This is a genomic window from Amycolatopsis sp. NPDC043889 (genome assembly GCF_056435645.1).
The window spans coordinates 219,704-246,441 of record NZ_JBWKEC010000009.1 but is presented as its reverse complement, the minus strand read 5'-3'; the positions used below and the strand labels follow the sequence as shown (position 1 = coordinate 246,441).

Sequence of the window (26,738 nt, the reverse complement as noted above, 5' to 3'; positions counted from 1 at the left end):
TGGTCACGGCGTCGTCCGCTCCCTACAGTTCCGTTTCCGACGAGAAGAGAACGCACCACGGTGAAACTGGACGGGTACAGATGGCGCACGCTGATCAGTCAGGTCCACCTCGGCAAGGACACCTACCGCGTCATCCGTCCGGCACGCCCTGTCCTCTCGTCCAAAGCCGGCACGGCGCGGAGCCCGACGTGTACACGGCGTCGGCACACGAACTGGCCGCCGCCTGGTGGCTGGCCACACGCTCCCGCGCAGTCTGGTGTATCTGCCCTATCGCGCGTGCCGGACAGCCCGCCAACAGGACCACGAAGGCTGCCGCAGAACGCCTTCCCGGTCTTCAGCAACGAAGAACACCTGAGCTACCGAGGCGACCGCGGTCAGCTTCGCCCGGGCATCGCCGCGGACACCCTTTCCTCGTGGCAGCCGCCGTGCCTTCGAACTCGAGGGCACCCAGCTTCGTGACCTCGCCGAGGACGGCTCAGCAGAGATCGGTGACCCACCGGCCAGGCACGACGCCGCGGAGATCGGCCTCGGCCCGAGGTTCGTCGTCCACGCGACGAGTCGCCTGCCCGGCGGCACGCTGCATGCCGTACTCCGCTGAACCCCCTGAAATTCCGGACGCGGCAAAAATGACCTCTCTCCGCGTCAATGCCGTCGCCAGGCTTGCTCTTCCGAACCCCTTGGAGGACACATGGTCTCGAAACCCCGCGTCGCACTGGGAATGCTCGTCTTGGCCGCGCTGTCTGGCGGGCTCCTCGCGTTGCTCATCTCGCTCGAAGTAGGCACCTTCTGGGCCAAGACGCTGCCACTCGTCTTCCTGGTCGGCGGTGCGACCTTCGCCCAGTCTCTCGGCTTGTTCACCAAGAAGCCGAAGGACTAGGGACCGGTCCCCTCGGCCGCCACCAGGGTCCTGCCCGTGACCGAGCCGGGTGCGTACGTCGAACGCTTCGAGACGAATTCGCGCAGGCGCGCGCTCCGGGGCGTGACCGCGATAGTGAACGTGGAAAGAGCCCACCACGATCGTGCCGTGGACCGCGGTCGTGGTGGCCATCGACCACACCAGGAAGAACATCCTCGCCAAGGCGTTCGGCGGCGATGTCGGCTGTCTCGTCAAACTCACCGACGGCAGGAAGATCCTCATCAACGGATTCACCGAAGGCGCCGACCTGTTGGCACACGACATCTTCGAGGCCGTCGGACGGCGTTCCGCCTGAAGGAAGGTCAAACTCGCCGCGGCGCGAAGGTCCGGCGATAGTCCTGCGGGGAAACGCCGACGACCTTGTGGAAATGGTGCCGTAGCAAGGCTCCCGAACCGAAACCGCAGCGGCGCGCGACCTCGTCGATGCTCATCGTCGTCTCCTCCAGCAGGGACCGCGCGTGCAGAACCCGTTGTGTCGAAAGCCATCGGTGCGGCGTGGTTCCCGTCTCCGCGACGAACTTGCGCGCGAAGGTGCGCTCGGACATCCGGGCCCGGCGGGCGAGATCGGCGACCGGATGTTCGTGGGCGATGGTGTCGAGCATCCAGGTGAGCACCGGCTGCAGGCTGTCCCCAGTGCACTCCGGGATCGGCACCTCGACGAACTGGCGCTGCCCGCCTTCCCGTTGCGGCGGCACCACCATGCGCCGCGCGATCGCGGTGGCCGCGGCGGAGCCGAGTTCGCGCCGGACCAGATGCAGGCAGGCGTCGATGCCGGCGGCCGTGCCCGCGCTGGTGACGATGTCGCCGTCGTCGACGAAGAGGACGTCCGGATCCAGCTGGGCCTGCGGGAACCGCTTCCGGAACGCCGCGCTGTGGCGCCAGTGGTTCGTGCACCGCCGTCCGTCGAGCAAGCCGGCGGCGCCCAGCACGAACGCGCCCGTGCAGACCGAAAGCAGCGTGGCGCCGCGCTCCGAAGCCGCCCGGAGCGCCTCGAGCACCGCGGGCGGGTACTCGTCGCGTACGTCGCAGGCGGGGACGACGACGAGATCCGCGTCCTCCGTCGCTTCGAGACCGTGCTCCGGGGTCACTTTGACGCCGTGGCCGAGGCTGAGCGGTTCTCCCGCCCGCTCCCCGCACACGCGGAAGTCGAGTAGTGGCACTCCGTCATCGGTGCGGTCGTAACCGAGCACCTCGCAGACGACACCGAACTCGAAGGCGGCGAAATCGTCCAGCAGCACCACGGCGACGCTCTTCAGCATGGCCGGAGCATAGCTGGCAGGATATTGTCGCACAACGACAGAACTGCCACTTTTGGCAGGATCTCTGGCGGCGCAAACTTACTGCCATGACCGCAATCCTCGTCACCCTCGCCCTGATCGCCCTCGTCGGCTACCTCCTGGAGCGCAACCACACGCGCCAGGGTCGCCCCGGCACCGCCGGCGGAGACCCGCTCGTCCGCCCCTTCTGGAGAGGCGGCGACACGGCCTGAGGACACCGGGCCGCGAAGGCCCGGTGTCACGAGCGCCACGTTCCCCGCCCGGACCGCGAACCCGACCGTCATCCGCCGAGGTCAAACCCACAATCACGGCTTTAAACCACTTCGCCCGCATTTTCTGCCGGTTACCAGTTTTCTGGTTAGGGTGCAGTGGTGCAAACGGGTTAACATCGGGCGGAAGGAGAGCGCGCCGCAGTCGGCGCGTCACTGAACATGAGTTCGCAGGACGGTAAACAAGCGGAAGAAGAGGTCGTCGCGGAGACCGCGGCCGACCTTGCCCACGCACCGGACACGACGGGCCCGGGCCACCCGCCCGATGAGCACGTCCCCCTCGACCTCGCCTCCGAACGACCCGCCGAGACCGACCGGACCGTTTTCGGTGTGGCGGCGGTGCTCGCGCTCGCGATCATCGTCTGGGGCGTGCTGGCCCCGGAAAACCTGGCGAGTGTCGCGTCGACCCTGTTGAACGACGCCGTGATCCCTTACGGCGGTTGGGCTTTCGTGCTGACCGCGAGCGGTTTCGTGCTCTTCGCGGTCTGTCTGGCCATAAGCCGCTACGGCCGGATCCCGCTGGGCGGGGACAAGGAACTGCCCGAATTCCGGACGTCGTCGTGGATCGCGATGATGTTCAGCGCCGGCATGGGCATCGGCCTGATGTTCTTCGGGGTGTACGAACCGGTCTCCCACCTCGCGAGCCCGCCCCCGGGCACCGCGGCCCCGAATTCCGACGAAGCCGTCCACACCGCGATGGCGACGACGTTGTTCCACTGGACCGTGCACCCGTGGGCGATCTACGCCGTCGTCGGTCTCGCGATCGCCTACAGCACCTTTCGCAAGGGTCGCAGCCAGCTGATCAGTTCGGTGTTCGCGCCGCTGATCGGCAAGCGGCGCACCGAAGGCCCACTGGGCAAGGCGATCGACATCATGGCGATCTTCGCCACTCTGTTCGGTTCCGCCGCTTCCCTCGGCCTCGGCGCGCTCCAGGTCGGTGGCGGCATGGGCGCCGTCGGCTGGATCGACGACCCAGGCAAGGGCCTGCTGGTCGCGATCATCGCGATCCTCACCATCGCGTTCATCGCTTCGGCGGTTTCCGGTGTGGCCAAGGGCATCCAGTGGCTGTCCAACATCAACATGGTGCTCGCCGCGGTACTCGCGGTGTTCGTCCTGGTGGTCGGGCCGACCGTGCTGATCCTCAACATCGTGCCGGGCGCCATCGGCGACTACTTCCGCGAGCTGGCCGAGATGTCCGGCCGCACCGGGATGACCGGCGGCGAGGAGATGCAGACCTGGCTCGGCGGATGGACGGTCTTCTACTGGGCCTGGTGGATCTCGTGGACCCCCTTCGTCGGCATGTTCATCGCGCGGATCTCGCGCGGCCGCACGATCCGGCAGTTCATCTTCGGGGTCATCGCGATCCCGAGCATCGTGAGCCTCATCTGGTTCGCGATCTTCGGCGGCGCGGCGATCAGCAGGCAGCGAGCGGGGACGGACATCGCGGGCGCGGGCAGTGCCCAGTCGGCGACGTTCGAGCTGCTCGAGACGCTGCCGTGGTTCCTCCCGATCGCCATCCTGGTGATGATCCTGGTGTCCATCTTCTTCGTCTCCGGTGCGGACGCGGCGTCGGTGGTGATGGGTACCTTGTCCCAGCGCGGAAGCGTGCATCCGAAGAAGACCGTCGTGATCTTCTGGGGCGTGCTGATGGGTGCCGTCGCGGCGGTGATGCTGCTGGTCGGCGGGGACAAGGCGCTGACCGGTCTGCAGAACCTCACGATCCTGATCGCGGTGCCGTTCGTGTTCGTGATGGTCGGGTTGTGCGTCTCGGTCTGGAAGGACCTGCGCAACGACCCGCTGATGAAGCAGGAAGACGCGATGATGTTGTCGCTGAAGGAACTCCACGAGGAACGCACGAACGGCCACGGCCGCCGTCGCATCCTCGGACGATCGAAACAGCGCACCTGATCTCGTAAGTACATGAAGGCCCCCATCCCCAGGCGCCTGGGGATGGGGGCCTTCATGTACTTCAGGCGCGCCCGATGGCGACGAAAGCGCACAGCGCGAGGTAGGCCAGGTCCAGCAGCGCGACCAGGGGCTCCCGGCGGCGCAGCCGGACGACCACGGCGCCCGCCATGACCAGCGCCAGCCCGAGGGCGGCCAGCGGCACGAGTCCCGGCGCGATGTCGAGCAAGGCCGGAAGGATCAGGCCGACCGCGCCCAGGATCTCGACCAGCCCGATGAACTTCACCGTGCCGGGGCCGAAATCCAGTACCCAGCCCGCGGCCGACGCCACGCCGGCGATCTTTTCCCTTTGCAGGAACAGTTTCCCGACGCCGGACACGAAATACATGACGGCCAGTAGCCAGGCGACGATCCATAGTGCGGTGTCCATCAATGCCCCGCGAACTGGCCTGGCGTGTAGTCGCCCGCCGGCTGCCGGGTGATGACGTTGAGCCGGTTGAAGGCGTTGATGAGCGCGATCTGGGTCACCAGCGCCACGAGCTGCTCGTCGTCGTAATGCTTGGCGGCGGCCGCCCACGCCTCGTCGGTGACACCGCTGCCGTCGGCGAGGCGGCAGCCCTGCTCGGTGAGCTCCAGCGCGGCGCGTTCGGCCTCGGTGAAGACCGTCGCCTCGCGCCAGCACGCGACCAGGTTCAGCCGGGTCGTGGTCTCCCCCGCGTGCGCCGCGTCCTTGGTGTGCATGTCGAGGCAGCCCGAGCAGCCGTTGATCTGGCTGGCCCGGATGTTCACCAGTTCCCTTGTCGCCAAAGGAAGTTCGCTGCCGTCGAGCACCTTCGCGGCCGAGACGAGGTGCTTCACCAGCTTCGGCGCGAGAGCGGTCTTGAGGTAATCGATCCTTGCCTGCACGGGATTTCTCCTTCTCGTCGGTGTTCACTTACTTCGACGAGGAGGACTCCCGGGAGGTAACACCCATGGCCGCGAGGCGACGCGGGTCACTCACGGAATCGATTTCGACGATACGGCCGTCGACGATGGTGCAGGACATCACGCCCAGCAGCTTGCCGGTCCGGCTCCACGACACGATTCCCGGTTTGCCGTTGACCAGCGCGGGACGAGTGGTGACGACGGCGCGCGCGCCGCGCTGGACCCGCGTGGCCACCTCGGCCGCGCCGAGCCGCACGACCTCGCCGTGCCTGCTCCGCGAACGCCACGTCACGCCGGGGTCGAGCATCTCGACCAGTCCTTCGAAGTCTCCTTCGCGCGCGGCGGCGAGGAACGCCTCGACGACCGCGTGCTGCCGAGGCTCGTCGGCTGGACGCCGTCCTTGCACCTTCCGGCGGGCCCGGCTGGCGAGCATCTTGGCCGCGTCGGCGGATTTGCCGAGGATCTCGCCGACCTCGGCGAACGGGACCGCGAACAGGTCGTGTAGGACGAACGCCAGCCGCTCCGCCGGGCCGAGGGCGTCGAGCACCACGACCAGCGCCACCCCGACCGATTCGGCGAGCAGCGCGTCCTCTTCCGGCGAGTCCTCCAGCACCAGCAGCTCGGGCGGCTCGTCGTAGGAATCCTCGGGGCGGGTCTTGCGGGAGCGCAGGACGTCGATGCAGACGCGGCCGACGACCGTGGTCAGCCAGCCGGAGAGGTTGTCGATCGTGTCGGCGTCCTGGCGGGCCAGCCGCAGCCAGGCCTCCTGGACGGCGTCCTCGGCGTCCGCGCGCGAGCCGAGCATCCGCTGGGCCACGGCCACCAGACGCCCGCGCTGTTCCTCGAACGCGCTGGCCAGGGCTTCGCCGGTCATGTCGATACCTTTCTCGCGCCGAATCCGTCATGTCCATGACGAGCGCGACGCGAGAAAGGTAACCGGCGGCCGGTCGAGTGCGCAGGTCCGTGAAGGCCTCCTTGCCTACCCTGAAGGTAGGGAAGGAGGCCTTCACGGACTACGTGATCGCCATCCGCGGCCTCAGCAACACCACCAGCTCCAGCAGTCTCAGTGGCGGCGCGGGAAGCGAGCAAGGGCGGCGGTGGCAGGGTGGGGCACGTCTCGTGAGTGGCAAGGACGGTTAGAACCCGAATCGCCACTCACGACACACGTGACCGACCCGGTTACCGAAGGTGACAGGCACAGGCGTGTGAAGCCCCTTCCCTCGGCTGGGCAGAGAGAAGGGGCCTTCCGCGCTACGAGGAGCCGCTCAGACGTCCCGGATCGGCGTCTTCACGGTCTTCTTCATGCCGGGGTTCTTCGTCTCCGGCTTCTTCTTACCGGGCTCCGGCTCGGGCTCGGCGGTCGAGCCGCCGATACCGGAGTCGATCGCCGCCGTGACGATCAGGTTCCGCTCGTCGGACGAGATGACCTCGCCGTCGAGGAGCTCCTGCGTCACGGCCCGCACGTAGGTCACGAACTGCTCGTTCGACGAGTAGTCCGACTCGTCGTCGATCACGTCGTTGATCGTGCAGCCGTTGCCGGTGTCGCGGTTCTCGACCTGGCTGTCCGCCGTGCCGAGGATCACGGTGTCCCGGACGTCGGAATCCGGGCAGGCGTCCGGGCCCGGCGGCGCGGCGACGATGGTGAACGCGCCGCCCTGTTCCGCCGAGACGTTGCCCGCCTTGTCCGACGCGCGGTAGGCCAGCGTGTGCGTGCCGAGCTCAGTCACCTTCACCGGCGCGGTGTAGACCGTCCAGGCCCCACCGTCCAATTTGTACTCGATCTTGTCGACGCCGGATCCGGTGTCCGTCGCGGTCAGGTTGATGGTCGCGTCTTCGATGTACGACCAGCTTCCGTCCAGATCGCCGCTCACCACCACCGAGACGGCGGGCGCGGTGCTGTCGTCGCCCTCGACGATGGTGAACGTCGCCGTGCCTTCGGCCGAGACGTTGCCCGCCTTGTCGGTGGCGCGGTACTTCACCGTGTGCGCGCCGACGACGGTGAGCGCGAGCGGCGCCGAGTACGTCAGCCACGGACCGCCGTCCAGCTGGTACTCGACCTTGCCGACCCCCGAGCCGGCGTCGGTGGCCGTGATGGCCACGGTCGCCTTGCCGACGTAGTTCCCGGCGGTGTCCTTGGTCCCGGTCACCTCGGAGGTCACCGTCGGCGCGGTCGTGTCACTGCTGACGATCGTGAAGTGCGCCATGCCCTCCGGCGAGACGTTGCCCGCCTTGTCCGACGCGCGGTACGAGACCATGTGCATCCCCGGCGCGGTGACCGCGACCGGAGCGGTGTACGCGGTCCACGCGCCTTCGTCCACTTTGTACTCGACCTTGCCGACGCCGGTGCCGGCGTCGGTCGCGGTGAGCTTCACGGTGGCGGTGTCGAGGTAGTTGCCCGCGGGGTCCTTGGTCCCCGTCACCTCGGAAGTCACCGTCGGCGGAGTCGTGTCACCGGGCTGCCCGGTGACGACGGTGAACGACGACATCCCCTCCGGCGAAACGTTGCCCGCTTTGTCGGAAGCGCGATAGTGGACCATGTGCGAACCGGCCGCGGTGACCGCCACGGGTGCGGTGTACGCGGTCCACGCGCCGCCGTCGAGCTGGTACTCGACCTTGTCCACTCCGGACTGGCTGTCCGACGCGGTCAGGTTCACCGTCGCGGAACCGACGTAGTTCCCGGCGGTGTCCTTGGTGCCGGTCACGTTCGCGGTCACGGTCGGCGGAGTGGTGTCGGCGCCGCCGCCGTCGGTGACGACGAACTCGCCCATCATCTTGGTGTGGCCCTGGATCGTGCAGTAGTACCGGTACTTGCCCGGGGTCAGCGTCACCGTGGCCTGGTGCACGCCGTTCTTGTCGTCATAGGGGTTGGCGAGGATGTTCAGGTTCACGTCGTGGTTGTAGCCCGGGGTCGCCGTGTCGAACGTCAGCGTGTGCGACATCGTCGAGCCGAGCTCTTCGGTGTTCTTGAAGACGATCGTGGTCTCACCCGCCACCGCGGTGGACGGCGCGCTGAGGTAGTGGTCGGTGCTGTCGCCCGCGGTCCATTCCAGGGTCTGGACGGGTGCGGCGGAGGCGGGAGCGGACGAGCCCGGTAACACCAGGCCCGCCAGTGCGAGCGTCGCGGCCACCAGGGCCACGACGAGGGTTCTTGGGGACATCGCAGGGAAACCTTCCGTACAAGGGACACCGGCCGGGCACGCGAACCCGCGCGCCCGGCCGGCTTTCGCGCTACAGCTGCCGCACCCGGATGTTGCGGAACTCCATCAGGTCGTTGTCACCGTGGTTCTGCAGACCGATGAACCCGCTGACGAACTGCCGGAAGTCGGTGGACGGATCGCCCGCCCGCGACGACTGGATCCCCGGCGCGTTCTCGAACTCGTTGATCACCACACCGTTGCGGATGATCGTGTACTTCTGCCCGACGACCTTGACCTCGTACTCGTTCCAGGTCCCCTTCGGCTTCACTCCCGCCTGGTCCAGCGGCCGCGGGTCGAAGTTGTAGATCGACCCGGTCTTCTGCGGTTCACCGGTGGCCCCGTCGTACAGCTGGACCTCGTGGCCGCAGTAGATCGCGACCCAGGCCTGCGACGTCCTCGCCGAACCGACCGTGCCGCAGCTGCCCGGCGGACGCTGCTCCAGCGGGGTGCGCGGGTCCGGGAACCGGACGAACACACCGCTGTTGGCGCTGCCGGTCGGCGCGATGTCCTTGAACTGCAGCTTCACCGAGAAGTTGCCGAACTGCCGTGCCGAGTACCACAGCATGCCCAGCCCGCCCGACGGTCGCAGTGACCCGTCCGGCTGGATGGCGAACTGCCCGGACGGCGCCTGTGACCAGTTGCGGAACGATTCGGGCGTGCCGTCGTAGATCGCGTCGTAGCCGGTGACGCCCTTGTTGCCGATGGGCGACGCGGCGGCCGCGGCGTTGATCTTGTCCGACTCGGCCGCGTTCAGCACGCCGAGGTCGCCGAGCCGGTCCACGGCCTGGGTGACGTGGTTGACGAAACCGGCGTGGGAGGTCCACGTGCTCTCGTCGTCGATCATGTCGTCGACCGTGCAGCCGCCACCGGCGTTGCGGTTGGTCACCCCGGTGTCGGTGTCTCCGATGGTCACCGTGGCACTGGGATCCGCCACGAGACACCCGACGTTCACCGAGTTCCGCGTGGTCACCGTCTCGCCGTTCGCGTAGGTCACGGTCAGCTTGGCGGTGTACAGGCCCGTGCGCGGGTAGGTGTGCCGCGGGTCGGGCTGCGTCGAGATCGTGCCGTCGCCGAACTCCCACTTGTAGGAGACGCCGCCGGACTTCGACCCGGTGAAGGCCGCGGTGAGCGGCTTGTTCTGCACCATGGTCGAAGACGCCGCCGCGGCCGGCGTGGCCTCGCCGCCGGTGTAGCTGATCTTCAGCAGCTTCTGGTTGTTGGTCAGGGTGAAGAAGCCGCCGCCGTAGTCGAGCGCGTACAACGCGCCGTCCGGCCCGAACTTGGCGTCCATCCACTGGTTCAGCTTGGTGTCGCCACCGCCGGTCGGGATGATCTGCCGCACGGTCTCGGCGAACACCGGCGGATCCTGCTTCGCGACGCCGTTCGGGTCGAGGGTGACCGCGATCCGGTTCTGCCCGTTGCTCTGGTCACCGATGAACCACTTGTCGTTCCAGTAGGCGGGCCACGCGACGCCGCTGTTGGTGTTGACCAGTTCGCGGTGGTACGTCGGACCGGTCATGACCGCCTGGCCGCCGCCCTTGAGGTAGGGCTGCGTGTAGGTGGCCTCGGCCGCGTTGTACGACGGGACGGAGCTGTTGGGCCGGTTGGGGAACACCGGCCCGCCGCCGTCCGGCGAGTACCAGATCATGTTCTTCTTGATCGGCGGAAGGTTCACCAGACCGGTGTTGCGCGGCGAGGTGTTGACCGGGTTGTCGCAGTCGTACCAGCCGGTGAGCACCGCGGCGTCGGTGCTGCTGCGGTCGCGGTACGGCTGCTTGTTGCCCATGCAGTACGGCCAGCCGTGGTTGCCCGCCTCGGTGATGACCGTGGCGGTCTCGTACTTGGCCGGGCCGAGTTCCGGGCTCGGCGAGGACGCGTCCGGGCCGACCCACGCGGCGGTCAGCCAGTTGGTCTTCTTGTCGACTTGCAGCCGCGAGATGTTCCGCACGCCCATCACGTAGATCTCGGGCCTGGTCTTGTCGCCGGGGTCGTTCGCCTCGGGGAACAGGTTCCCGGCCGGGTTGGTGTAGGTACCGTCCGGCTCCGGGTGGATCCGCAGGATCTTCCCGTTGAGGTCGTTGGTGTTACCGGCGGTGCGGCGCGCGTCCTGGAACGAGACACCCTTGTAGTCCTGGGTCCAGTTGTTGCCGGAGTACCCGTTGGAGCCCTGCGACGAGTTGCTGTCACCGGAACCGATGTAGAGGTTCCCGTCGGAGTCGAAGTCCATCCCGCCGCCGGCGTGGCAGCAGCTGTGGATCTGGACGTCCCACGACAGCAGGTCCTTGCGGGTCGCCTGGTCCAGCGTCTGGTTCTTCAGGTCGTAGGTGAACCGCGAGACCGTGCGCTTGCCGATCCGCTTGTCGAGGTCGATCGACGCGTGCGGCATCCAGTAGGCGTACATGAAGCCGTTCTCGCTGAACTTCGGGTCCAGCACGAGACCGAGGAGGCCTTCCTCGTTCTTGACCAGTTCGTCGCCGCTGCCGCGGTTGCCCATCACCTTCAGCGTGGTGAGCAGCTTCGGCTTCTTGGTGACCGGGTCCCACTGGTGGATCGTGCCGCAGCCGGCGCCGATCTCGGGGTTGGTCCAGTCGTTCGGCGCGGGCACCACGTTGCCGGCGCAGGCCGCGCGGCCGATGTAGAAGACCCGGCCGTTCGGCGCGATGGTGAGCCCGTGCGGCTCGCCCATCTGGTCCAGCTGACCGGGCTGGTTGATCCCGGTCAGGCGTTCGACCTTGTAGTTGGCCGCGATCCCCGCCTTGCAGTCACCGCGCACCATGCCGGTGGTCCACTTCAGCGCGCCGAGGATGTGGCTGCGGAACTGGGCTTCGCCGTAGCTCGCCTCGGTCCGGCCCATGCCGGTGTAGAAGGAGCGGCCGCCGTCGTAGTCACGGCACCACGAGATCGGGTGGAAGGCGCCGTTCGCGCCGACTCCCGGCTTGTAGGTCGATTCCTCGACCTGCGCGACCGTGTGCACGGTGCCGACCGGGTTGACCTCCCAGTTGAGCCACCGGTCGGTGCGGACCCACTTCTGCGGCAGGCCGGCGGTGGCCGGGTTCGCCTTGTCGAGGACGTCGACCGTGGCCTGCGCCGGGTCGCTCTCCGGCGGCGGCGGGGTCGTCGAGTTGTCCTTGAACAGCTTGAAGTCGGCCAGCTGGGTGGCCGATTCACCGGCGTTGGCGGTGATGTTCAGCCGGTAGTTCGAGTACGCCGTGGTGTTGGCGAAGGTGAAGGTCCGGCTCTGGAACCGGTCGGCGAACACCTCGTTGGTACGGGTGTCCAGATCGGTCCACGCGGTCCCGTCGTTGGAGCCCTGCAGGGTCCAGCTCTTGGGGTCACGCCCGGCGAAGTCGTTCGCCGAAACGAGCGCGTAGCTGCTCACGGCGACCGGGGCGGCCAGCTTGTAGGCGATCCAGCCGCTGTTCGCGAAGGCCAGCCACTTGGTGTTCTCGTTGTTGTCGGCGAGCTTTTCCTTGGTCTCGTTGGGCGGGTTCTCCGCGCTCGCGGTGATCGAGGCGACAGCCTCCGGAGTGGGACGCGCCCCCACCGGGCGCGCGCCGATCAGCCCGGAGAACCACTGCGAGCCGTCCTGCGCCCGCGCGGCGTCGGAGAGGCCGAGGAAGCCGCCGCCCGCCTTCATGTAGTTCTGCAGCGAGGTTTCCTGGTCACGGTTCAGCGTGATGCCCTGTGCGGACAGGAAAACGACGCCGCGGTACTTCGCGAGGTTCGCCTGCGTGAACACCGCGGGGTCCGAAGAGGACGAAACGGAGATGCCGTTCGCCTGCCCCAGGCTCGCGATCGCGTCCGTGGCGCGCAGGACGGGGTCCTTCTGGTCCGCGGCGGTGCCGTGGAAGACCAGGACGTTGATCGGGACGTTCGTCGCGGCTTCGGCGGTCACCGGTGCGATGGCCAGCGGAAGCCCGGAGATGACGACGGCGCCGACCGCCAGCGCGGCCAGTGACCGTCTGCGGAGCCGACGTTGCGAAAACACTCGTCTCAAGTTCTCGCTCCTTTCAAGACTGGTGGTGGGTATGGGCGGAAGCGCCGGTGGCGTCCGGAGTGGACGTCGGGTGCTGATGTCCCTTGAAGCGGTCGATCGCCTCCTGGGCGCCCGCGGGCATCCCGCCGTCGGCGTTGCGGACCAGGAACACCCCGGACATGCCGTCGTCCGAGTGCTGCTGGACGTGGCAGTGGTACATCCACGCGCCGGGCCCGACGCCGTCACCGGCGATCACCTGGAAGCCGAAGGAGTTACCGGGGTCCAGGGTCTTGTTGTCGAGGATCGGCGCGTTGTCGGTCGCGCTGGTGAGCATGCCGGTGCGGGTGTCCGCCCAGCGGTGCGCGTGCAGATGGAAGGTGTGCATCAGGTTGCCGTGCCCGATGCAGATGAACTCGACGCGTTCGCCGAGGTTCGCCTCGAAGATCGGCGTGTTCGGGGCGACCTGGTGGTTGATCCACATTTCGGTGAACACCACGGTGAACTGCTTGCTGGGCAGCAGATCCCCGCGTTTGCGCACGATCAGTCCGCCGTACAGGCCCTTCATCAGGCCGACGGTGCCGTGGTCACCGCCGAACGCGTGGTCGTGGTAGTGCCAGTACCCCGCGCTGCCGGGCATCCAGAAACCGTTGGCCGCCTGGTAGGCCGTCCGGGTCTTCCAGGTGTAGGTCTTGGTCTCGTACGGCTTGTTGAAGGAATCGTTGAACGGCGAGCCGTCCGACTTGGTGTCGTAGTTGACGCCGTGCGGGTGGATCGAAAGCCGCTGGTCGGTGTTGTTGACCAGCTCGATCACCAGCGTGTCGCCCTCGTAGCACTCCAGGAGCGGCCCGGGGATCGTCGGTTTCCCGGGCTCCAGCCCGTAACCGACCCGGGTCGAGCCGGGAACGTAGTCGGCGTAGACGGTGATGTTGCGGGTCATCCCGGCCGCGGCGGCCGGTGCCGAACCCGCGCTGGCCGACACCACGACCGGGGCGATGACCCCGGCCGCGGTGCCCGCGAGCATCGATCTGCGGGACAGCCCGCGTTTCTTCATGTCCATTGTGGATTCCCCAGTCAGAATCGGACGTTGCGGAGATAGGTGAATCCGGTCTGGGCGGTGCTCAGGGGATCCGTGGGGTTGTCGTGCTCGACGATGTACTCGGCGAGGTGGGGACGGGTGTGCCGGAAGATGCGGGGGAAGTCGATGACGCCCTTGCCCGGGTCGACCATCTGACCGTCCGCCGTCCGGTCCTTGACGTGGTACTGCACCACGCGCGGGCAGTGCCGCCGGTACAGCGAAACCGGGTCCATCCCGCCTTCCACCGCCCAGAACAGGTCGATCTCCAGGTGCACGTAACGCGGGTTCGTGTTCCTGGTGAGCACGTCGTACGGGCGCACGCCGTCGATGGGCGCGAACTCGTGCGCGTGGTTGTGGTAGCCGAGCGGGATACCGGCCTGGCGGAACTTCCGTGCCGCCGTGTCCATCCGGCCGGCGAACTGCTTCCAGCCGTCGAGGGTGTCGAAGTTCGCCCACGGCACGTTGGCGCGGGTGTTCCCGAGGATCTTCGCGTCCGCGATGGTCTTGTCGAGGTCACCGTCGATGCCGACGTGCGTGGACGTCGCCTTGATGTGGTTCTTGTCCAGCAGCCCGCGGAACTCCTCGGCCGTGCGGCCGTAGGTGCCCGCCAGTTCGACCTTCCGGTAGCCGATGTCCGCCAGCGCGGACAGGGTTCCCGGCAGATCGGCCTGCAGCGCGGTGCGCAGGGAGTAGAGCTGGATGCTGATCTTGTCCACCGGGACCCGGCCCCGACCGTGGTGGCCGGATCCCTCGGTGGCCGCACTGGCCACGCTCGGCAGGGCTACCGCCGCGCCCACCGCGACCGCCGCCGTCGCCGCGCCGCGCAGGAGCGCCCGTCGAGAGTGGAACTGCTCAGCTTCTTCACCGCACATGAAACCGCCCTCACTTCTGGTTGCTGAAAGCCGCGTCGAAGGCCGCCGACGGCTTGTCGAACAGGAGCCCCCGCAGAAAGGTCACGGCTTCCGCCGCGCCCCGGAGCCGGTCCATGCCGGCGTCCTCCCACTCCACCGAGATCGGACCGGCGTAGCCGATCGAATTCAGTGCGCGGAAACAGTCCTCCCAGGGCACGTCGCCGTGCCCGGTCGAAACGAAGTCCCAGCCGCGTCGGGGATCTCCCCAGGGGAGATGCGAGCCGAGCCGTCCGTTCCGCCCGTCGAACCGCTTCCTGGTGTCCTTGCAGTCCACGTGGTAGATCCGGTCGGCGAAGTCGAGGATGAAGCCGACCGGGTCGAGGTCCTGCCAGATGAAATGCGAAGGATCCCAATTCAGCCCGAATGCCGGACGGTCGCCGACAGCTTCGAGCGCTCGTTTCGTGGTCCAGTAGTCGTAAGCGATCTCCGACGGGTGGACCTCGTGGGCGAACCGCACGCCCACCTCGTCGAAGACGTCGAGGATCGGGTTCCACCGGTCGGCGAAGTCCTGGTAGCCGTCGTCGATGACCGCCTGCGAGACGGGCGGGAACATCGCGACGTACTTCCAGGTCTTCGAACCGGTGAAGCCGATCACCGTGTCCACGCCGAGTTTCGCCGCCGCGCGGGCGGTGTCGGCCATTTCCTTCGCCGCCCGCTGCCGGACACCTTCGGGCTCACCGTCCCCCCACACCCGAGCGGGGATGATGGTCTGGTGGCGTTCGTCGATCGGGTCGTCACAGACGGCCTGACCGACGAGGTGGTTGGAGATCGCCCACACCTTGAGGCCGTGCTCGGCGAGCAGCTTGAGACGGCCGGGCACGTAGTCCTCTTCGGACAGTGCGCGGTCGACCTCGAAATGGTCACCGGAACACGCGATTTCGAGGCCGTCGTAGCCCCATTCACTGGCCAGCCTGCACACCTCGGTGAACGGGAGATCCGCCCACTGGCCGGTGAACAGGGTGATCGGACGGCTCATGCTTGCTCCTCGAAGGTGATCGCGTCTACGTCGAACAAGCCGCCGGAACCGCCCTTGAACACAAGGAACAACGGGCCGGTGCCGCCGGGGTCGGTGATGGCGGAAGCCGGGATGTCGGCATAGGTGTCCCAGCCGCCGGTGTTGGCGACGGTGACCGTCTGGACCAAGGGTCCGTCCAGCGCGCCCGAGCGGACCTCGATCGTGCCGCCCGCGCCGCCGGACGAGACCCGGTAGCCGATGCCGCTGACACCGACGAGGTTCACCGGGTCGAATTTGATCCAGTCACCGGATTCGATGTGGCCGACGCGTTTGCCACCACTGGCGCCGGCGTGCACGACGACCTCGATCCCGCTGGACTGGGTGAAGAACTCCGCCTGCTTCAACTTCGGCTGCAGGATGGACTCGGCCTCGCCGGTGAGCGCGGGCACGCCGTTTCCGCCGTTGTCGGTGTAGCTGGCGTTGATGACGCCGAAGACGTTGGCGTCCGCCCCGTGTCCTTCGTCGGCGGGCGTGGCGATGGTGCCTTCACAGCCGGTCGCACGGCTCAGCGGATGTCCGTGGCCCTCGTGGCCGAGGATGTATTCGACGGTCACCTTCGAGCAGTCGATCGGGTTGTCCTCGGCGTCGGTCACCTCGACCTTGAACGGGACCATGTCCCCGAAGCTGAACACGCTGCCGTTGGCCGGCGTCTTCAGCGTGACCACCGGCGCGGTGTTGCCGACGGTGACGACCACGCTCGCCGAACCGGTCAGCCCGGTGGAGTCGGTGACCGAGAGCTTCGCGGTGTACTGGCCGTTCGCGGCGTAGGTGTGGGAAACCGGGGTGGCCTCGGTGGAATCGGTCGTGCCGTTCCCGTCGAAGTCCCACGCGTAGGTGAGCGCGCCGCCGTCGGGATCGTTCGTCCCGGCCGGGTCGAACTTGACGGTCAGCGGCGCCTGGCCGGACGTCTTGTCCGCGGCCACCTTGGCGACCGGCGTGCGGCGGCCCTTGGTGTAGTCGATGCGGTAGACGGCGGATTCCTTGGAGCCGCCGAAGTAGCCGGTGCCGTAGTCGAGGACGTAGAGCGCGCCGTCCGGGCCGAACTCGAGGTTCATCGGGCGGACGAGGTCCATCGAGTCGAAGAACGGCTTGATGGCGCCGCGTTCACCGTTCGCGCCGACGGTGATCTCCTTGATCCAGCCGCGTTCCCATTCGTAGGCGAAGGTCTTGCCGTTGAAGTACTCCGGGAACTTGGTCTGCGACGGGTTCTTCGCGTCGAACTGGTAGACCGGGCCGCCCATCGGCGACTCGGGGCCGGTGCCGAACTCGGGCAGCGAACCGCCGTCGTAGGCGATCCACGCCTTCTCGACCGGCGGCAGATCGGTCAGGCCGGTGTTGCGCGGGCTGGTGTTCTTCGGTTTGGCGCAGTCGAAAGCGGCGCCGGACTGCTTGGTGGCGAAGTCGTAGTCGATGAACGGCTGGTTGTCCCCGACGCAGTACGGCCAGCCGAAGTTGCCGGGCTTCTTGATCAGGTTGAACTCGACCGTGCCGCCGGGACCGCGCTTCGGGTCGGCCGCGCCGGCGTCGGGACCGTAGTCGGCCAGGTGGATCCAGCCGGTCTTACGGTCGACGGCGAACCGGAACGGGTTGCGGAAGCCCATCGCGTAGATCTCGGGTTTGGTCTTGGCCGTGCCACGCGGGAACAGGTTGCCCTTCGGGATCGTGTACTTGCCGTTCGCGCCGACCTTGATCCGCAGCACCTTCCCGCGCAGGTCGTTGGTGTTGGCCGAGGTGCGCTGCGCGTCGTAGACCGGGTTGCGGTCGGCGCGTTCGTCGATCGGGGTGAAGCCGTCGGAGGCGAACGGGTTGGAGTCGTCCCCTGTGGACAGATACAGGTTGCCCCGCGCGTCGAAGTCGATCTCACCGCCGGCGTGGCAGCAGATACCGCGTTCGGCGGGGACCTGCAGGATCTTCTGCTCGCTCGCGAGGTCGAGCTTGTTGTCGGTGCCCAGCTTGAACCGCGAGAGCTGGTTGTAGCCCTTGAACGGCTCGAAGTCGGCCGGGGTGCCGTTCTCCGGCGCGTCACCGGCCGGGGTGTTCAGCTTGGGCGCGTAGTAGAGGTAGACCCAGCGGTTCTTGGCGAAGTCCGGGTCGATGGCGACACCCTGGAGGCCGTCCTCGTCGTGGTTGTAGACGGGGATCTGCCCGGCCAGCGACGTCGTCGCCGACGAGCTGGTGTACCAGACGCGGCCGTCACGCGAGGTGTGCAGGACGTCGCGATTGGGCAGTACGGAAAGCGCGATCGGCTCGCCGGTCTTCTCCTCGCCCTTGGCCAGGGTGATCTGGTCGAAGTCCGCGTCGACCGGGTCTTCCTGGGTCTTGGCGCAGCCCGCCTCGCTCAGCTTGGTGGCGTACTTGATGCCGCCCGCCAGATGCTTGAGGAAGGCAGGCTCGGCGTAGGAGGCCTTGGTGTGCCCGCCGCCGGTGTACCAGGAGCGGCCGCCGGAATTCTCATGGCACCAGGCGATCGGGTGGTCGCCCATCGCGCCGTCGCCGGGCTGGTAGCTCTTCTCGTCCAGGCTCGCGAGCACATGGACTTCGCTGCGCGGGTTCTCGCGGTAGTTGTACCACTCGTCGGTGCGCGGCCAGGTCTCCGGCAGGGCATGAGTGGACACATGCTCGTGGTCTTCGACCTTGACGTTCGCCTGCTGGATCTGCGGGTGGGACTTGAAGTACGCCCCGACCAGCTCGCCGTACCAGGGCCAGTCGTACTCGGTGTCGGAGGCGGCGTGCACGCCCACGTACCCGCCGCCTCCCTTCACGTACCGCTCGAACGCGGCCTGCTGGTCCGCGTTCAGCACGTCACCGGTGGTGGAAAGCCAGACCACCGCGTTGAAGCGCTTGAGGTTCGCGTCGGTGAAGGCCGCCGCGTCCTCGGTGGCCTCCACCGCGAAATGGTTCTGCGCCCCCAGTTCCTTGATCGCCTTGATGCCGTCGGGGATCGAATCGTGCCGGAAGCCCGCGGTCTTGGAGAACACGAGCACCGTGGCCGCTTCGTGCGCCGATGCGGTCTGCATCGGTAGCGCGACGCCTGTCAGAGCCGTGACCATGGATGTGACGAGCACACCCAATCGTCGTTTCAAAGACATAGCAGTGGCGATCCTTTCGATGAGCGGCGGCGATCAAGGAAGGACTTGCGGGTGGAGCGTTCCTTTCGTGAGGTGGGGAGGGAGGGCGGCGTGTGGGGATGGGTCGGGTTGGTCGTGAGTGGCGATTCGGGTTCTAACCCGAATCGCCACTCACGACCCCCTGTACCGAAGCCCTACTGTCACTTCAGGCCTTGCAGGGACAACAGCAGCGGATGCACGTCGGTCGCCCCGACGCGACCGGACGGCTGGAAGGCCGGATCCGAACACAACAACACCGGACCGTCCTCAGTGGAATCGGGCAGCCGTCCGTGCGAACCGCGCACCCAGCGCGGATCGGTCGGAACGACGTCCATCGCGTACCGGAGCCCGGCGAACTTCTTCGCCAGGTTGAGCCCGGCCCGCGCCTTGGCGAACTTGTCCTCCGGATCGAAGAACAGCTCGGCGGGGTCGTAGCCCGGTTTGCGGTGGATCTCGACGCCGCGCGCGAAGTCGGGCTTCCGCTCGTCGTCGAGCCAGTAGTAGTAGGTGAACCACGCGTCCGGCTCGGCGACCGCGACGAGCTCGCCTGCGCGCTCGTGATCCAATCCATAGCGAGCCTGCGCCTCGCGGTCGAGCACCTCGTCGACGCCGGTCAGTTCACCGACGATCGACCGCACTCGCTCGATATCGGCGGAGTCGCGGACGTAGACGTGCGCGACCTGGTGGTCGGCGACGGCGAACGCGCGCGACGCCCACGGGTCGAGGTACTCCATGCCCGCCTGGGTGTAGACCTCCAGCAGACCCTCGCGCCGCAGCGCCCGGTTGATGTCGACCGGGCGGTGCACGTTGGTGATCCCGTATTCGCTGAGCGCGACCACGGTCGCCCCGGCGTTGCGGGCGTCGTCGAGCAGCGGCGCGAGCGCGTTGTCCAGCTCCCGCGCCGCCCTGGCCGCCTGCGGAGCGTCGGGGCCGAAGCGCTGCAGGTCGTAGTCCAGATGCGGCACGTAGGTCAGCAGCAGATCCGGCCGCTTCTCCCGCAGGATCTGCCGGGACGCGCCGATGACCCACTTGCTCGACTTGAGCGACGCCGTCGGGCCCCAGTACTGGAAGAGCGGGAACTCCCCCAGCGCGCCGGTCAGCTGATCGTGCAGCTCGGGCGGCCGAACGTAGGCGTCCGGCGACTTGCGGCCGTCGGCGTGGTAGATCGGCCGCGGGGTCACCGTGACGTCGGTGCTCATCCCCATCGCGTACCACCAGCAGACGTTCGCCGACGTGTAGCCGGGGTGCGCCGCCCGCGCGGTCTCCCACAGCTTCTCGCCGCCGACGAGGCGGTTGTGCTGGCGCCACAGGAAGATCTCGCCGAGTTCGCGGAAGTACCAGCCGTTGCCGACGATCCCGTGCCGCGCGGGCATGAGCCCGGTGAGGAACGTCGACTGCGCGCTGCAGGTGACGGCGGGCAGCACCGTGCCCAGTTCGGCCTGCCAGCCGTCGCGGGCGACGGCGGACAGTTTCGGCATGTCCCGCAACGCCTTCGGGGTCAGCCCGACGACGTCGATGACGACCAAGGGTTTCACGCGGACACCCCTTCCTTGACGAGGTTGGCCTGTGCCCATTCGAGTTCGGCGGCGATCCCCCCGACGAGGTCACCCGCGTCCGGGAGCACGCTCCAGGTGTAGGTCTCGACCTCGATATGCGGTTCGCCGGGCAGTCCCGCGGCGATGGTGCGCAGCACGTCCGTCGTGGTGGACAGCGGTGTGGCCGGCGCCTGGTGCAGCGGCATGTGGAAGTGCACGCGCCACGGCCCCTCCCCCGGCAGCTCGGTCCACGCCTCGGGCAGGTCGTCGGCCTTGCGCACGACACCGCCCGAAAACTCGCGGACCTGGTGCAGGTACCGCGGTTCGGCGAACGCCGCCAACGCTTCACGCGCATCGGCGGGCTTCTCGACATGCAGCGCGGCGGAAGCCTGCACCTTGACGATGTCCACATCGGACTCCGCGATCGCCTTGAGAGTCTCCGCCGGGTCGGCGAACGACACCGCGAGGTGACAGGTGTCCAGGCACAGCCCGACGTACTCCGGGTCGACGCGACCGGACAGCCAGCCCAGCGCGTCGGCCACCGTGTCGAGCACACAACCTGGCTCCGGCTCGACGGCCAGCTTGATCGGCCGGTCTCCGATCGCCCGGACGACCTGACCGAACGCCTCGGTGGCGCGACGATCGTCCTGTTCGGCCCACGGTTCACGCCAAGCCAACGGCAGCGTGGATATGCTGCCGTAAGAAGCGTCCTCGGCGAGCAGATCGGACAGCACGTTCACGCAGTCGATCGTGTACACGACCCGGTCCGGGTTCGTCCACTCAGGACGATAGACCGCGTGCTTGACGACGTCGTCGTGGAAACCGCCGTACGGGAACGCGTTCAGCGTGTACACCGAAAGCCCGCGAGCGTCGAGTTCGGCGCGGAAACGCTTGCGGGCTCCGGCGTCTTCGGCGAGTCCGCGCGCGACCGGCGCGGAGAGCCACAGCCCCACGCCGAGCCGATCGGCGCCCAGCCGCTCACGCACGGGCAGCGCGTACCGCTCCAGCTGCGCGACGATGCCGTCGACGTCTTCGGCCGGATGGACGTTCGTACAGTAGGAGATCATTTGCGGGCACCTCGCAGGACCGAGTTGCCCTCGAAGGTCACGGCCTCGCCGGTGAACCCGGGCAGCGGATCGAGGGTGAGCCTGCCGCTGAGGCCGTAGAAGTCGACGGGGTTCTGCCAGAGCACCTTGTCGACGTCGGCCTCGGTGAAACCGCCGTCGAGCATCGCCTGTCCGGTCTTGGCGGTCTTCAGCGGATCGGACCGGCCCCAGTCGGCGGCCGAGTTGACGATCATGTTGTCCAGCCCGTACTGGCGCAGGATCTCGACCATCCGGTGTTCGTCCATCTTGGTGTCCGGGTAGATGGAGAAGCCCATCCAGGCACCGGAATCCTTGACCAGCTTGACGGTGACCTCGTTGAGGTGGTCGACGACCACGCGCTCCGGCGCGACACCGGCTTCCCGCACGACGTCGAGGGTGCGCTTGGTGCCTTCCAGCTTGTCGCGGTGCGGGGTGTGCACCAGTACCGGGAGATCGTGCTCCAGCGCCATCGCCAGCTGCCGCGAGAAGACCTCGTCCTCTTCCTTGGTCATCGAGTCGTAGCCGACCTCGCCGACCGCGACCACGCCGTCCTTGGCCAGGTACCTCGGGAGTACGTCGAGCACCTCGCGGCAGCGGGGGTCGTTGGCCTCCTTGGGGTTCAGCGCGATCGTGCAGTGGTGCCGGATGCCGAACTGGGCGGCGCGGAACCGTTCCCAGCCGATGAGCGCGTCGAAGTAGTCGGTGTACGAGCCGACACTGGTGCGCGGCTGCCCCAGCCAGAACGCGGGCTCGACCAGCGCGCGGACACCGGCCGCGTACATGGCTTCGTAGTCGTCGGTGGTGCGGGAGGACATGTGGATGTGGGGATCGAAGATACGCACTGGCTCAGTTCTCCTTGAGGAGTTCGAGGGCGTCGCCGGGTACGTCACGTCCGGCCGCCCTGCGTTCGTCGGCGAAATCGGCGAGCATCCGCTTCAGCTCGTCGTCCGCGCGGGAAGTGAGGTCCGCGACGGCGGCCAGCGGCACACCGACGAAGACGCATTTGAGGACGCCGTGGCGCCACGTGTGGTCGTCCAGGAACCGGGCGAAGGCACCCATGGCGGCGGCGACCAGCCTGATGTCGTTGGCGCGCAAGGCGTCTTCGACCAGCTTGATCCCGGCATCGGTGACTTCGGCGCCCGGGGACTTCAGCGCGTTGAGCGCCCGCAGGACCCCACGCCGCTCGGCGTCGTCGCCGTAGCGATAGAGGTCGCGCAGTTCCGTGGCCAGCGCGGCGTCGTCGACGACGTCGGCCAAGACCGCCACGAGCCGGACCCGCGCCCGGTCGTCGACGGTGCCGTGGACCAGGCCCTGCGGATCGGTGTCCGGGCGCAGCGCCTCACGACCGACCTCGCGGCCGACGGCCGGGAAGAGCGAGCCGATCACCGACGGCTTCTCCCGGATCCGGCGTTCCGCCTTGGCCGACCACGTCTGCGGCATCGCCGCGGTGAGCGCCTCGAAGGCCCGCCGCGCGGTGTCCGGCGCGGCGTGGCTGTGCCGGGGCAGTTCGACCGCGGCCAGTCCGGTGTAGCCGATCTCCGCCAGCGCGGCGAGCGTCCCCGGCAGATCCAGGTGCCCGTCACCGAACTCCAGATGCTCGTGGACCCTCGGCAGCATGTCGTCCAGCTGCACGTTCCACAGCAGCGGGCCGGCGAGGCGGACGCATTCGGCCGCGTTGACCGGCTCGACGGCGACACAGTGCCCGACGTCGAGCGTGACGCCGAACAGCTCCGGCTCGCCGAGCTCCTTGCGCAGGTCCAGGACCTGGCCCAGATGCTGCACGAGATGCCCGGGCTCGGGTTCCATCGCCAGCCGCACGTTCAGCCGCGCGGCGTGCTCCAGGACCGCCGCGACTCCCTCGCGCAATCGAGACCAGGCGATCTCCGTGTCCACAGTGGACACGCCGGACCAGAACGAAACGCAGTCGGCACCGAGATCCCCGGCGATCCGCAAAGCCCGTTCCAGGAAGTCGATCCGAAGCGCGGGCTCGTCCGAAAGCAGCGTCGGCGAGTGCTTGCGCCACGGGTCGAGCAGATAGCGCGCGCCGGTTTCGACGACGACGCGGTTCAGGCCGAGCGCCGAAAGCCGGGACGCCACATGGTCGACCTGCCGCGCCAGATTGTCGGCGAACGGGTCGAGGTGGTCGTGGTCCAGGGTCAGCGCCACCCCGGTGTAGCCGAGGTCGGCGATGATCGCGAGCGCGTCGTCGAGGCGGTGGTTGGAGAAGCCGTTGGTGCCGTATCCCAGAGAAAACGTCATGTGGGACTCACCTTCCGCGACAGCTTGCGGGCGATCGGCAGCGCGGCCGCGACCAGCACGGCCCCCAGTACCGAGCCCTTGGCCGTGACCGCCGCCTGCAGCGGGACCATGCCGTGGATGCCGGACTTCGTCGCCGAGCGCACGGACTTCGCCGACGGGTCGCGGACGGCGTCCGCCTGAGCCCTGCCGACCAGGCCCGCGTAGCCGGAACCGGCCGCCATCGAGGCCGCGCGATGCCAGCCGCCCCGCGCCGATCCGGTCAATGCCAACGTTGTCGCCGCGCAGCTGGTGGCCAGTGCGGCGCGGGCCGTGCCTGGTTTCGCGCCGTGCACTTCCCCGGTGGACAACGCCGTGACGCCGAGTGTGTGCACACCCACCGCCGCCGCGGCGGTGGCCGCCTTCTTCGGAGAGTCGCCCGCGCCCAGCAGGACGTCGAGCGTGCGGCAGGCCGCCATCGCCACCGGCCCGGCCGGGGTCGGCTTGAGCACGGTGTCGTAAGCCCATACCGACGCCGCGAGCGGGACCGCGACACGCATCGCCCGGCGGCCGCCACCGAGCGCTGCCAGGCCAAGTCCGGCAGCGGTCAGCGCGGTCCCGGTGGTGAGCGCCGCGCCGGCACTCACCCGCCCGGACGGGATCGGCCGCTCGGGACGCTCCACGGCGTCGAGCTTCCGGTCCGCCCAGTCGTTGAGGGCCATCCCGGCCCAGTAGAAGGCGACCGAAGACAGCGGCAGCAGCAGCCGTCGCCCGGTCATCTTGAGCCCCGCCGCGGCGGATCCGGCGACCGTGTCGCCGAGCACCGTCAGCGCGGCGGGCGCCCGCACGAGTTCCACGTAAGCCTTCACAGGGTTCCCGCCCAGGTGATCAGGCGGGCGGTCTGCTCGGCGAACCGGTGTTCGTCGCTGCCCAGCGGATCCTTGAAGAAGAACCCGAGTTCGGTCAGCGCGCCGCTCTGGCCGCCGGCGTGCGCCGCGGTCACCAGCCTCGCGAGGTCGAGGATCAGCGGCGCCGCGAGCGCGGAGTCGTAACCGGTCCAGGTGAACTGCAGGCTCATGCGCGCGCCGAGGAAACCCTCGAACGACACGTGGTCCCACGCGGTCTTGATCTCGCCGAGGTCGGGCACGTTGTCGATGTGCAGCGGCGCGGTGACGTCCTCGCCGAGGAGCGCCGCGAGCCCGCGGGCCTTGGATTCCAGCTTGCTGTTCGCCGTCACCGGGTCGGCCAGGGTCTCGCCGTCGCCGCCGCCCAGCAGGTTGGTGCCCGCCCAGGAGCGGACCTTCAACGCCCGCGCGCTGAACATCGGCGCGAGGACCGTGCGCAGCAGCGTCTCACCGGTCTTGCCGTCACAACCCGCGTACGGCAGGCCTTCCCGCTCGGCCAGCTCCCGCAGCGCGGGCAGGGTGATCCCGGCGGACGGCGTGAACTCGACGTACGGGCTTCCCGCCTTCAGCGCCGCGTAAGCCGACAGGGAACTCGACGGGAGCACTGCCCGCGCCGGGTCGGCGAGCGCCACTTCCAGCGCGGCGAGGTCGTCGTGTTCGGGCAGGTGGGGACACGGGGCCTCGGTGGAGGACACGTTGACCACGACGACCCGCGCGAGGTCGTGCCGGTCGGCGAAAGCTCGGATGTCCGCCGTGAGCCGGGCGGCCGCGTCGGCCTGGGCACCAGTGTGGGACGCCGGGTGGTAGCCGTCGCGGATCTCGGCGTCCACCTCGGCCAGCCCGGACCGGACCGCGGCGAACACCGCGTGCCCGAACACACCGGCGTGCGCCAGCTGCTCGGCCCGCTTCTCCAGCGGCGTATGCGCGATGTCGTGCCCGCCGAGGACCAGATCGTCCCAGCCCGGCAACGGAACCCCGGCGAACGCGGGCAGCTCGGTGACGCAGCCGCCACCGCCCGTCACCCCCGCGCGCAGCGCGAGGAGCCCCACCGCGGCCGTGGTGGCCACCGACCCCCTCGCCCCGATCAACCAGATGCCCGTACGCTCGTGAGCAGGCATTTCCTCCACCTTTCCCAGCCCGAGAACACCAACCTCCGATGGTCGGATGTTTCGGATCGAACCAAGTCGCAGTGATAGCCGTCATGCGACTTTCGGCTGGATCTACTCCTCAGTTACTCCCCTTCGTGGTGACGCCGGGCACAGTGGTCCATCGCGCCTCGTCGGACGCGCTGCGCTCGACCGCGGCCAAGACCTGCTGAACCCTCAACCCGTCCTCGAAGGACGGTGCGGGATCCGTGCCGCCGCCGATCGCGGTGAGCAGATCGGCGACCTCGTTGGTGAAGGTGTGCTCGTAGCCGAGGAGATGCCCCGGCGGCCACCACACCCCGACGTACGGGTGCTCGGGTTCGGTGACCAGGATCCGGCGGAACCCCGCCTCCGTGGCGGGCTGGCCGCCGTCGAAGAAGGACAGTTCGTTCATCGACTCGAAGTCGAACGCGAGGCTCGCCTTCGACCCGTTGATCTCCAGCCGCATCGCGTTCTTGCGGCCCAGCGCGAACCGGGTCGCCTCGAAACTCGCCACCGCGCCGCCGGTGAACCGGCCGAGGAACAGCGCGGTGTCGTCGACCGTGACCTGTCCGGTGCCGCCGTCGCCGTCCGGCCGCTCCTTGACGAAGGTGTTGGTCAGCGCGGAAACCCCGGTGATCGTCTCGCCGGTGACGAACTGGGCGGCGTCGACGATGTGCGCGCCGAGGTCGCCCAGCGCGCCGGAACCCGCCTTGTCCTTGTGCAGCCGCCAAGTCATCGGCGCCCGCGCGTCGGACAGCCAATCCTGCAGGTAGACCGACCGCACGTGGCGGATCTCGCCGAGCGCCCCGCTCGCGACCAGCTTCCTGGCGTGCGCGAGCGCGGGCACCCGGCGGTAGTTGAACGCCACCATCGACCGGATGCCGCCGGCCCGCGCCTTCGCCGCCGCCTCGGCCATCGCTTCGGCCTCGGCGAGGGTGTTGGCCAGCGGCTTCTCGCACAGCACGTGCTTGCCCGCTTCGAGCGCGGCGATCGCGATCTCGGCGTGGCTGTCGCCCGGCGTGCAGATGTCGACCAGGTCGACGTCGTCACGGGCGATCAGCGCGCGCCAGTCCGTCTCGACGTCTTCCCAGCCGAACCGTTCCGCCGCGGCCTTCGTCCGCACCTCGTCACGGCCGCCGAGCACGGCGAGTCTCGGGATCAGCGGTGGGCTGAAGAACCGGTGCACACTGCGCCACGCGTGCGAATGCACCGCACCCATGAACGCGTGGCCGACCATGCCGATCCCGATCGTTTCCTTTGCCGTGCTCATGCCCCTCCT

General features: G+C 68.3%; 21 protein-coding genes. 4 read left to right on the top strand and 17 right to left on the bottom strand.

The features are described 5' to 3' along the window. Positions 1–688: 688 nt before the first annotated feature. Together AC0685_RS19940 and AC0685_RS19935 are read left to right on the top strand one after the other, a co-directional pair. Positions 689–877 carry a hypothetical protein gene (locus AC0685_RS19940; RefSeq protein WP_478226881.1) on the top strand — a complete coding sequence of 63 codons (189 nt, stop codon included), beginning with the start codon at positions 689–691 and terminating at the stop codon, positions 875–877. Between the two features lie 142 nt (positions 878–1,019). After that, a complete protein-coding gene (locus AC0685_RS19935) occupies positions 1,020–1,211 on the top strand; it encodes a hypothetical protein (RefSeq protein WP_478226880.1) in 192 nt (63 codons plus the stop codon). Positions 1,212–1,218: 7 nt separating this feature from the next. Here the strand turns inward: AC0685_RS19935 and AC0685_RS19930 are convergent, their stop codons facing one another. Then, a complete protein-coding gene (locus tag AC0685_RS19930) occupies positions 1,219–2,175 on the bottom strand; it encodes a GlxA family transcriptional regulator (protein ID WP_478226879.1) in 957 nt (318 codons plus the stop codon). A gap of 86 nt (positions 2,176–2,261) precedes the next feature. On the opposite strand from AC0685_RS19930, the gene AC0685_RS19925 reads away from it, so the two are divergent. Together AC0685_RS19925 and AC0685_RS19920 are read left to right on the top strand one after the other, a co-directional pair. After that, complete coding sequence (locus AC0685_RS19925) at positions 2,262–2,405, top strand: hypothetical protein (protein WP_478226878.1); 144 nt, start codon at positions 2,262–2,264, stop codon at positions 2,403–2,405. A gap of 219 nt (positions 2,406–2,624) precedes the next feature. Continuing rightward, positions 2,625–4,370, top strand: a complete 1,746-nt coding sequence (locus AC0685_RS19920; RefSeq protein WP_478226877.1) for a BCCT family transporter — start codon at positions 2,625–2,627, stop codon at positions 4,368–4,370. 61 nt (positions 4,371–4,431) lie between these two features. On the opposite strand, the gene AC0685_RS19915 is transcribed toward AC0685_RS19920, so the two are convergent. From AC0685_RS19915 to AC0685_RS19840, 16 genes are all read right to left on the bottom strand, one after another. Beyond that, entirely contained in the window at positions 4,432–4,797 is a 366-nt protein-coding gene (locus AC0685_RS19915) for a DoxX family protein (protein WP_478226876.1), read from the bottom strand. After that, on the bottom strand, positions 4,797–5,273 hold the full coding sequence (locus AC0685_RS19910; protein WP_340685831.1) for a carboxymuconolactone decarboxylase family protein: 477 nt from the start codon (positions 5,271–5,273) through the stop codon (positions 4,797–4,799). Before AC0685_RS19910 ends, AC0685_RS19915 begins: the two co-directional genes overlap by 1 nt. A 28-nt stretch (positions 5,274–5,301) precedes the next feature. Further along, entirely contained in the window at positions 5,302–6,165 is an 864-nt protein-coding gene (locus AC0685_RS19905; protein ID WP_478226875.1) for a sigma-70 family RNA polymerase sigma factor, read from the bottom strand. Between the two features lie 391 nt (positions 6,166–6,556). After that, positions 6,557–8,449: an OmpL47-type beta-barrel domain-containing protein gene (locus tag AC0685_RS19900; protein WP_478226874.1), complete on the bottom strand. Its 1,893-nt coding sequence runs from the start codon at positions 8,447–8,449 to the stop codon at positions 6,557–6,559. 70 nt (positions 8,450–8,519) lie between these two features. Beyond that, positions 8,520–12,485 carry a ThuA domain-containing protein gene (locus AC0685_RS19895; protein ID WP_478226873.1) on the bottom strand — a complete coding sequence of 1,322 codons (3,966 nt, stop codon included), beginning with the start codon at positions 12,483–12,485 and terminating at the stop codon, positions 8,520–8,522. 13 nt (positions 12,486–12,498) lie between these two features. After that, on the bottom strand, positions 12,499–13,521 hold the full coding sequence (locus tag AC0685_RS19890) for a multicopper oxidase domain-containing protein (RefSeq protein WP_478226872.1): 1,023 nt from the start codon (positions 13,519–13,521) through the stop codon (positions 12,499–12,501). A gap of 14 nt (positions 13,522–13,535) precedes the next feature. Beyond that, the gene (locus AC0685_RS19885; protein WP_478226871.1) at positions 13,536–14,411 is read right to left on the bottom strand and encodes a sugar phosphate isomerase/epimerase family protein; all 876 of its coding nucleotides are present in this window, start codon (positions 14,409–14,411) and stop codon (positions 13,536–13,538) included. Between the two features lie 10 nt (positions 14,412–14,421). Further along, entirely contained in the window at positions 14,422–15,426 is a 1,005-nt protein-coding gene (locus AC0685_RS19880) for a sugar phosphate isomerase/epimerase family protein (protein ID WP_478226870.1), read from the bottom strand. Then, positions 15,423–18,515 (bottom strand): ThuA domain-containing protein, encoded by a 3,093-nt coding sequence (locus AC0685_RS19875; RefSeq protein ID WP_478226869.1) that lies wholly within the window; start codon positions 18,513–18,515, stop codon positions 15,423–15,425. Before AC0685_RS19875 ends, AC0685_RS19880 begins: the two co-directional genes overlap by 4 nt. Positions 18,516–18,733: 218 nt before the next feature. Continuing rightward, positions 18,734–20,107 carry an alkaline phosphatase family protein gene (locus tag AC0685_RS19870; RefSeq protein WP_478226868.1) on the bottom strand — a complete coding sequence of 458 codons (1,374 nt, stop codon included), beginning with the start codon at positions 20,105–20,107 and terminating at the stop codon, positions 18,734–18,736. Next, positions 20,104–21,174: a metabolite traffic protein EboE gene (gene eboE / locus AC0685_RS19865; RefSeq protein ID WP_478226867.1), complete on the bottom strand. Its 1,071-nt coding sequence runs from the start codon at positions 21,172–21,174 to the stop codon at positions 20,104–20,106. Before eboE ends, AC0685_RS19870 begins: the two co-directional genes overlap by 4 nt. After that, positions 21,171–22,034 carry a TatD family hydrolase gene (locus AC0685_RS19860; RefSeq protein ID WP_410652943.1) on the bottom strand — a complete coding sequence of 288 codons (864 nt, stop codon included), beginning with the start codon at positions 22,032–22,034 and terminating at the stop codon, positions 21,171–21,173. The genes eboE and AC0685_RS19860 overlap by 4 nt, the downstream gene beginning before the upstream one ends. Before the next feature lie 4 nt (positions 22,035–22,038). Further along, positions 22,039–23,451, bottom strand: a complete 1,413-nt coding sequence (locus tag AC0685_RS19855; protein WP_478226866.1) for an EboA domain-containing protein — start codon at positions 23,449–23,451, stop codon at positions 22,039–22,041. Further along, on the bottom strand, positions 23,448–24,296 hold the full coding sequence (locus tag AC0685_RS19850; RefSeq protein WP_478226865.1) for an SCO3242 family prenyltransferase: 849 nt from the start codon (positions 24,294–24,296) through the stop codon (positions 23,448–23,450). The genes AC0685_RS19855 and AC0685_RS19850 overlap by 4 nt, the downstream gene beginning before the upstream one ends. Then, the gene (locus AC0685_RS19845; RefSeq protein ID WP_478226864.1) at positions 24,293–25,450 is read right to left on the bottom strand and encodes an inositol-3-phosphate synthase; all 1,158 of its coding nucleotides are present in this window, start codon (positions 25,448–25,450) and stop codon (positions 24,293–24,295) included. The genes AC0685_RS19850 and AC0685_RS19845 overlap by 4 nt, the downstream gene beginning before the upstream one ends. A 109-nt stretch (positions 25,451–25,559) precedes the next feature. After that, the gene (locus AC0685_RS19840) at positions 25,560–26,729 is read right to left on the bottom strand and encodes a Gfo/Idh/MocA family protein (RefSeq protein ID WP_478226863.1); all 1,170 of its coding nucleotides are present in this window, start codon (positions 26,727–26,729) and stop codon (positions 25,560–25,562) included. Between the last annotated feature and the right edge of the window lie 9 nt (positions 26,730–26,738).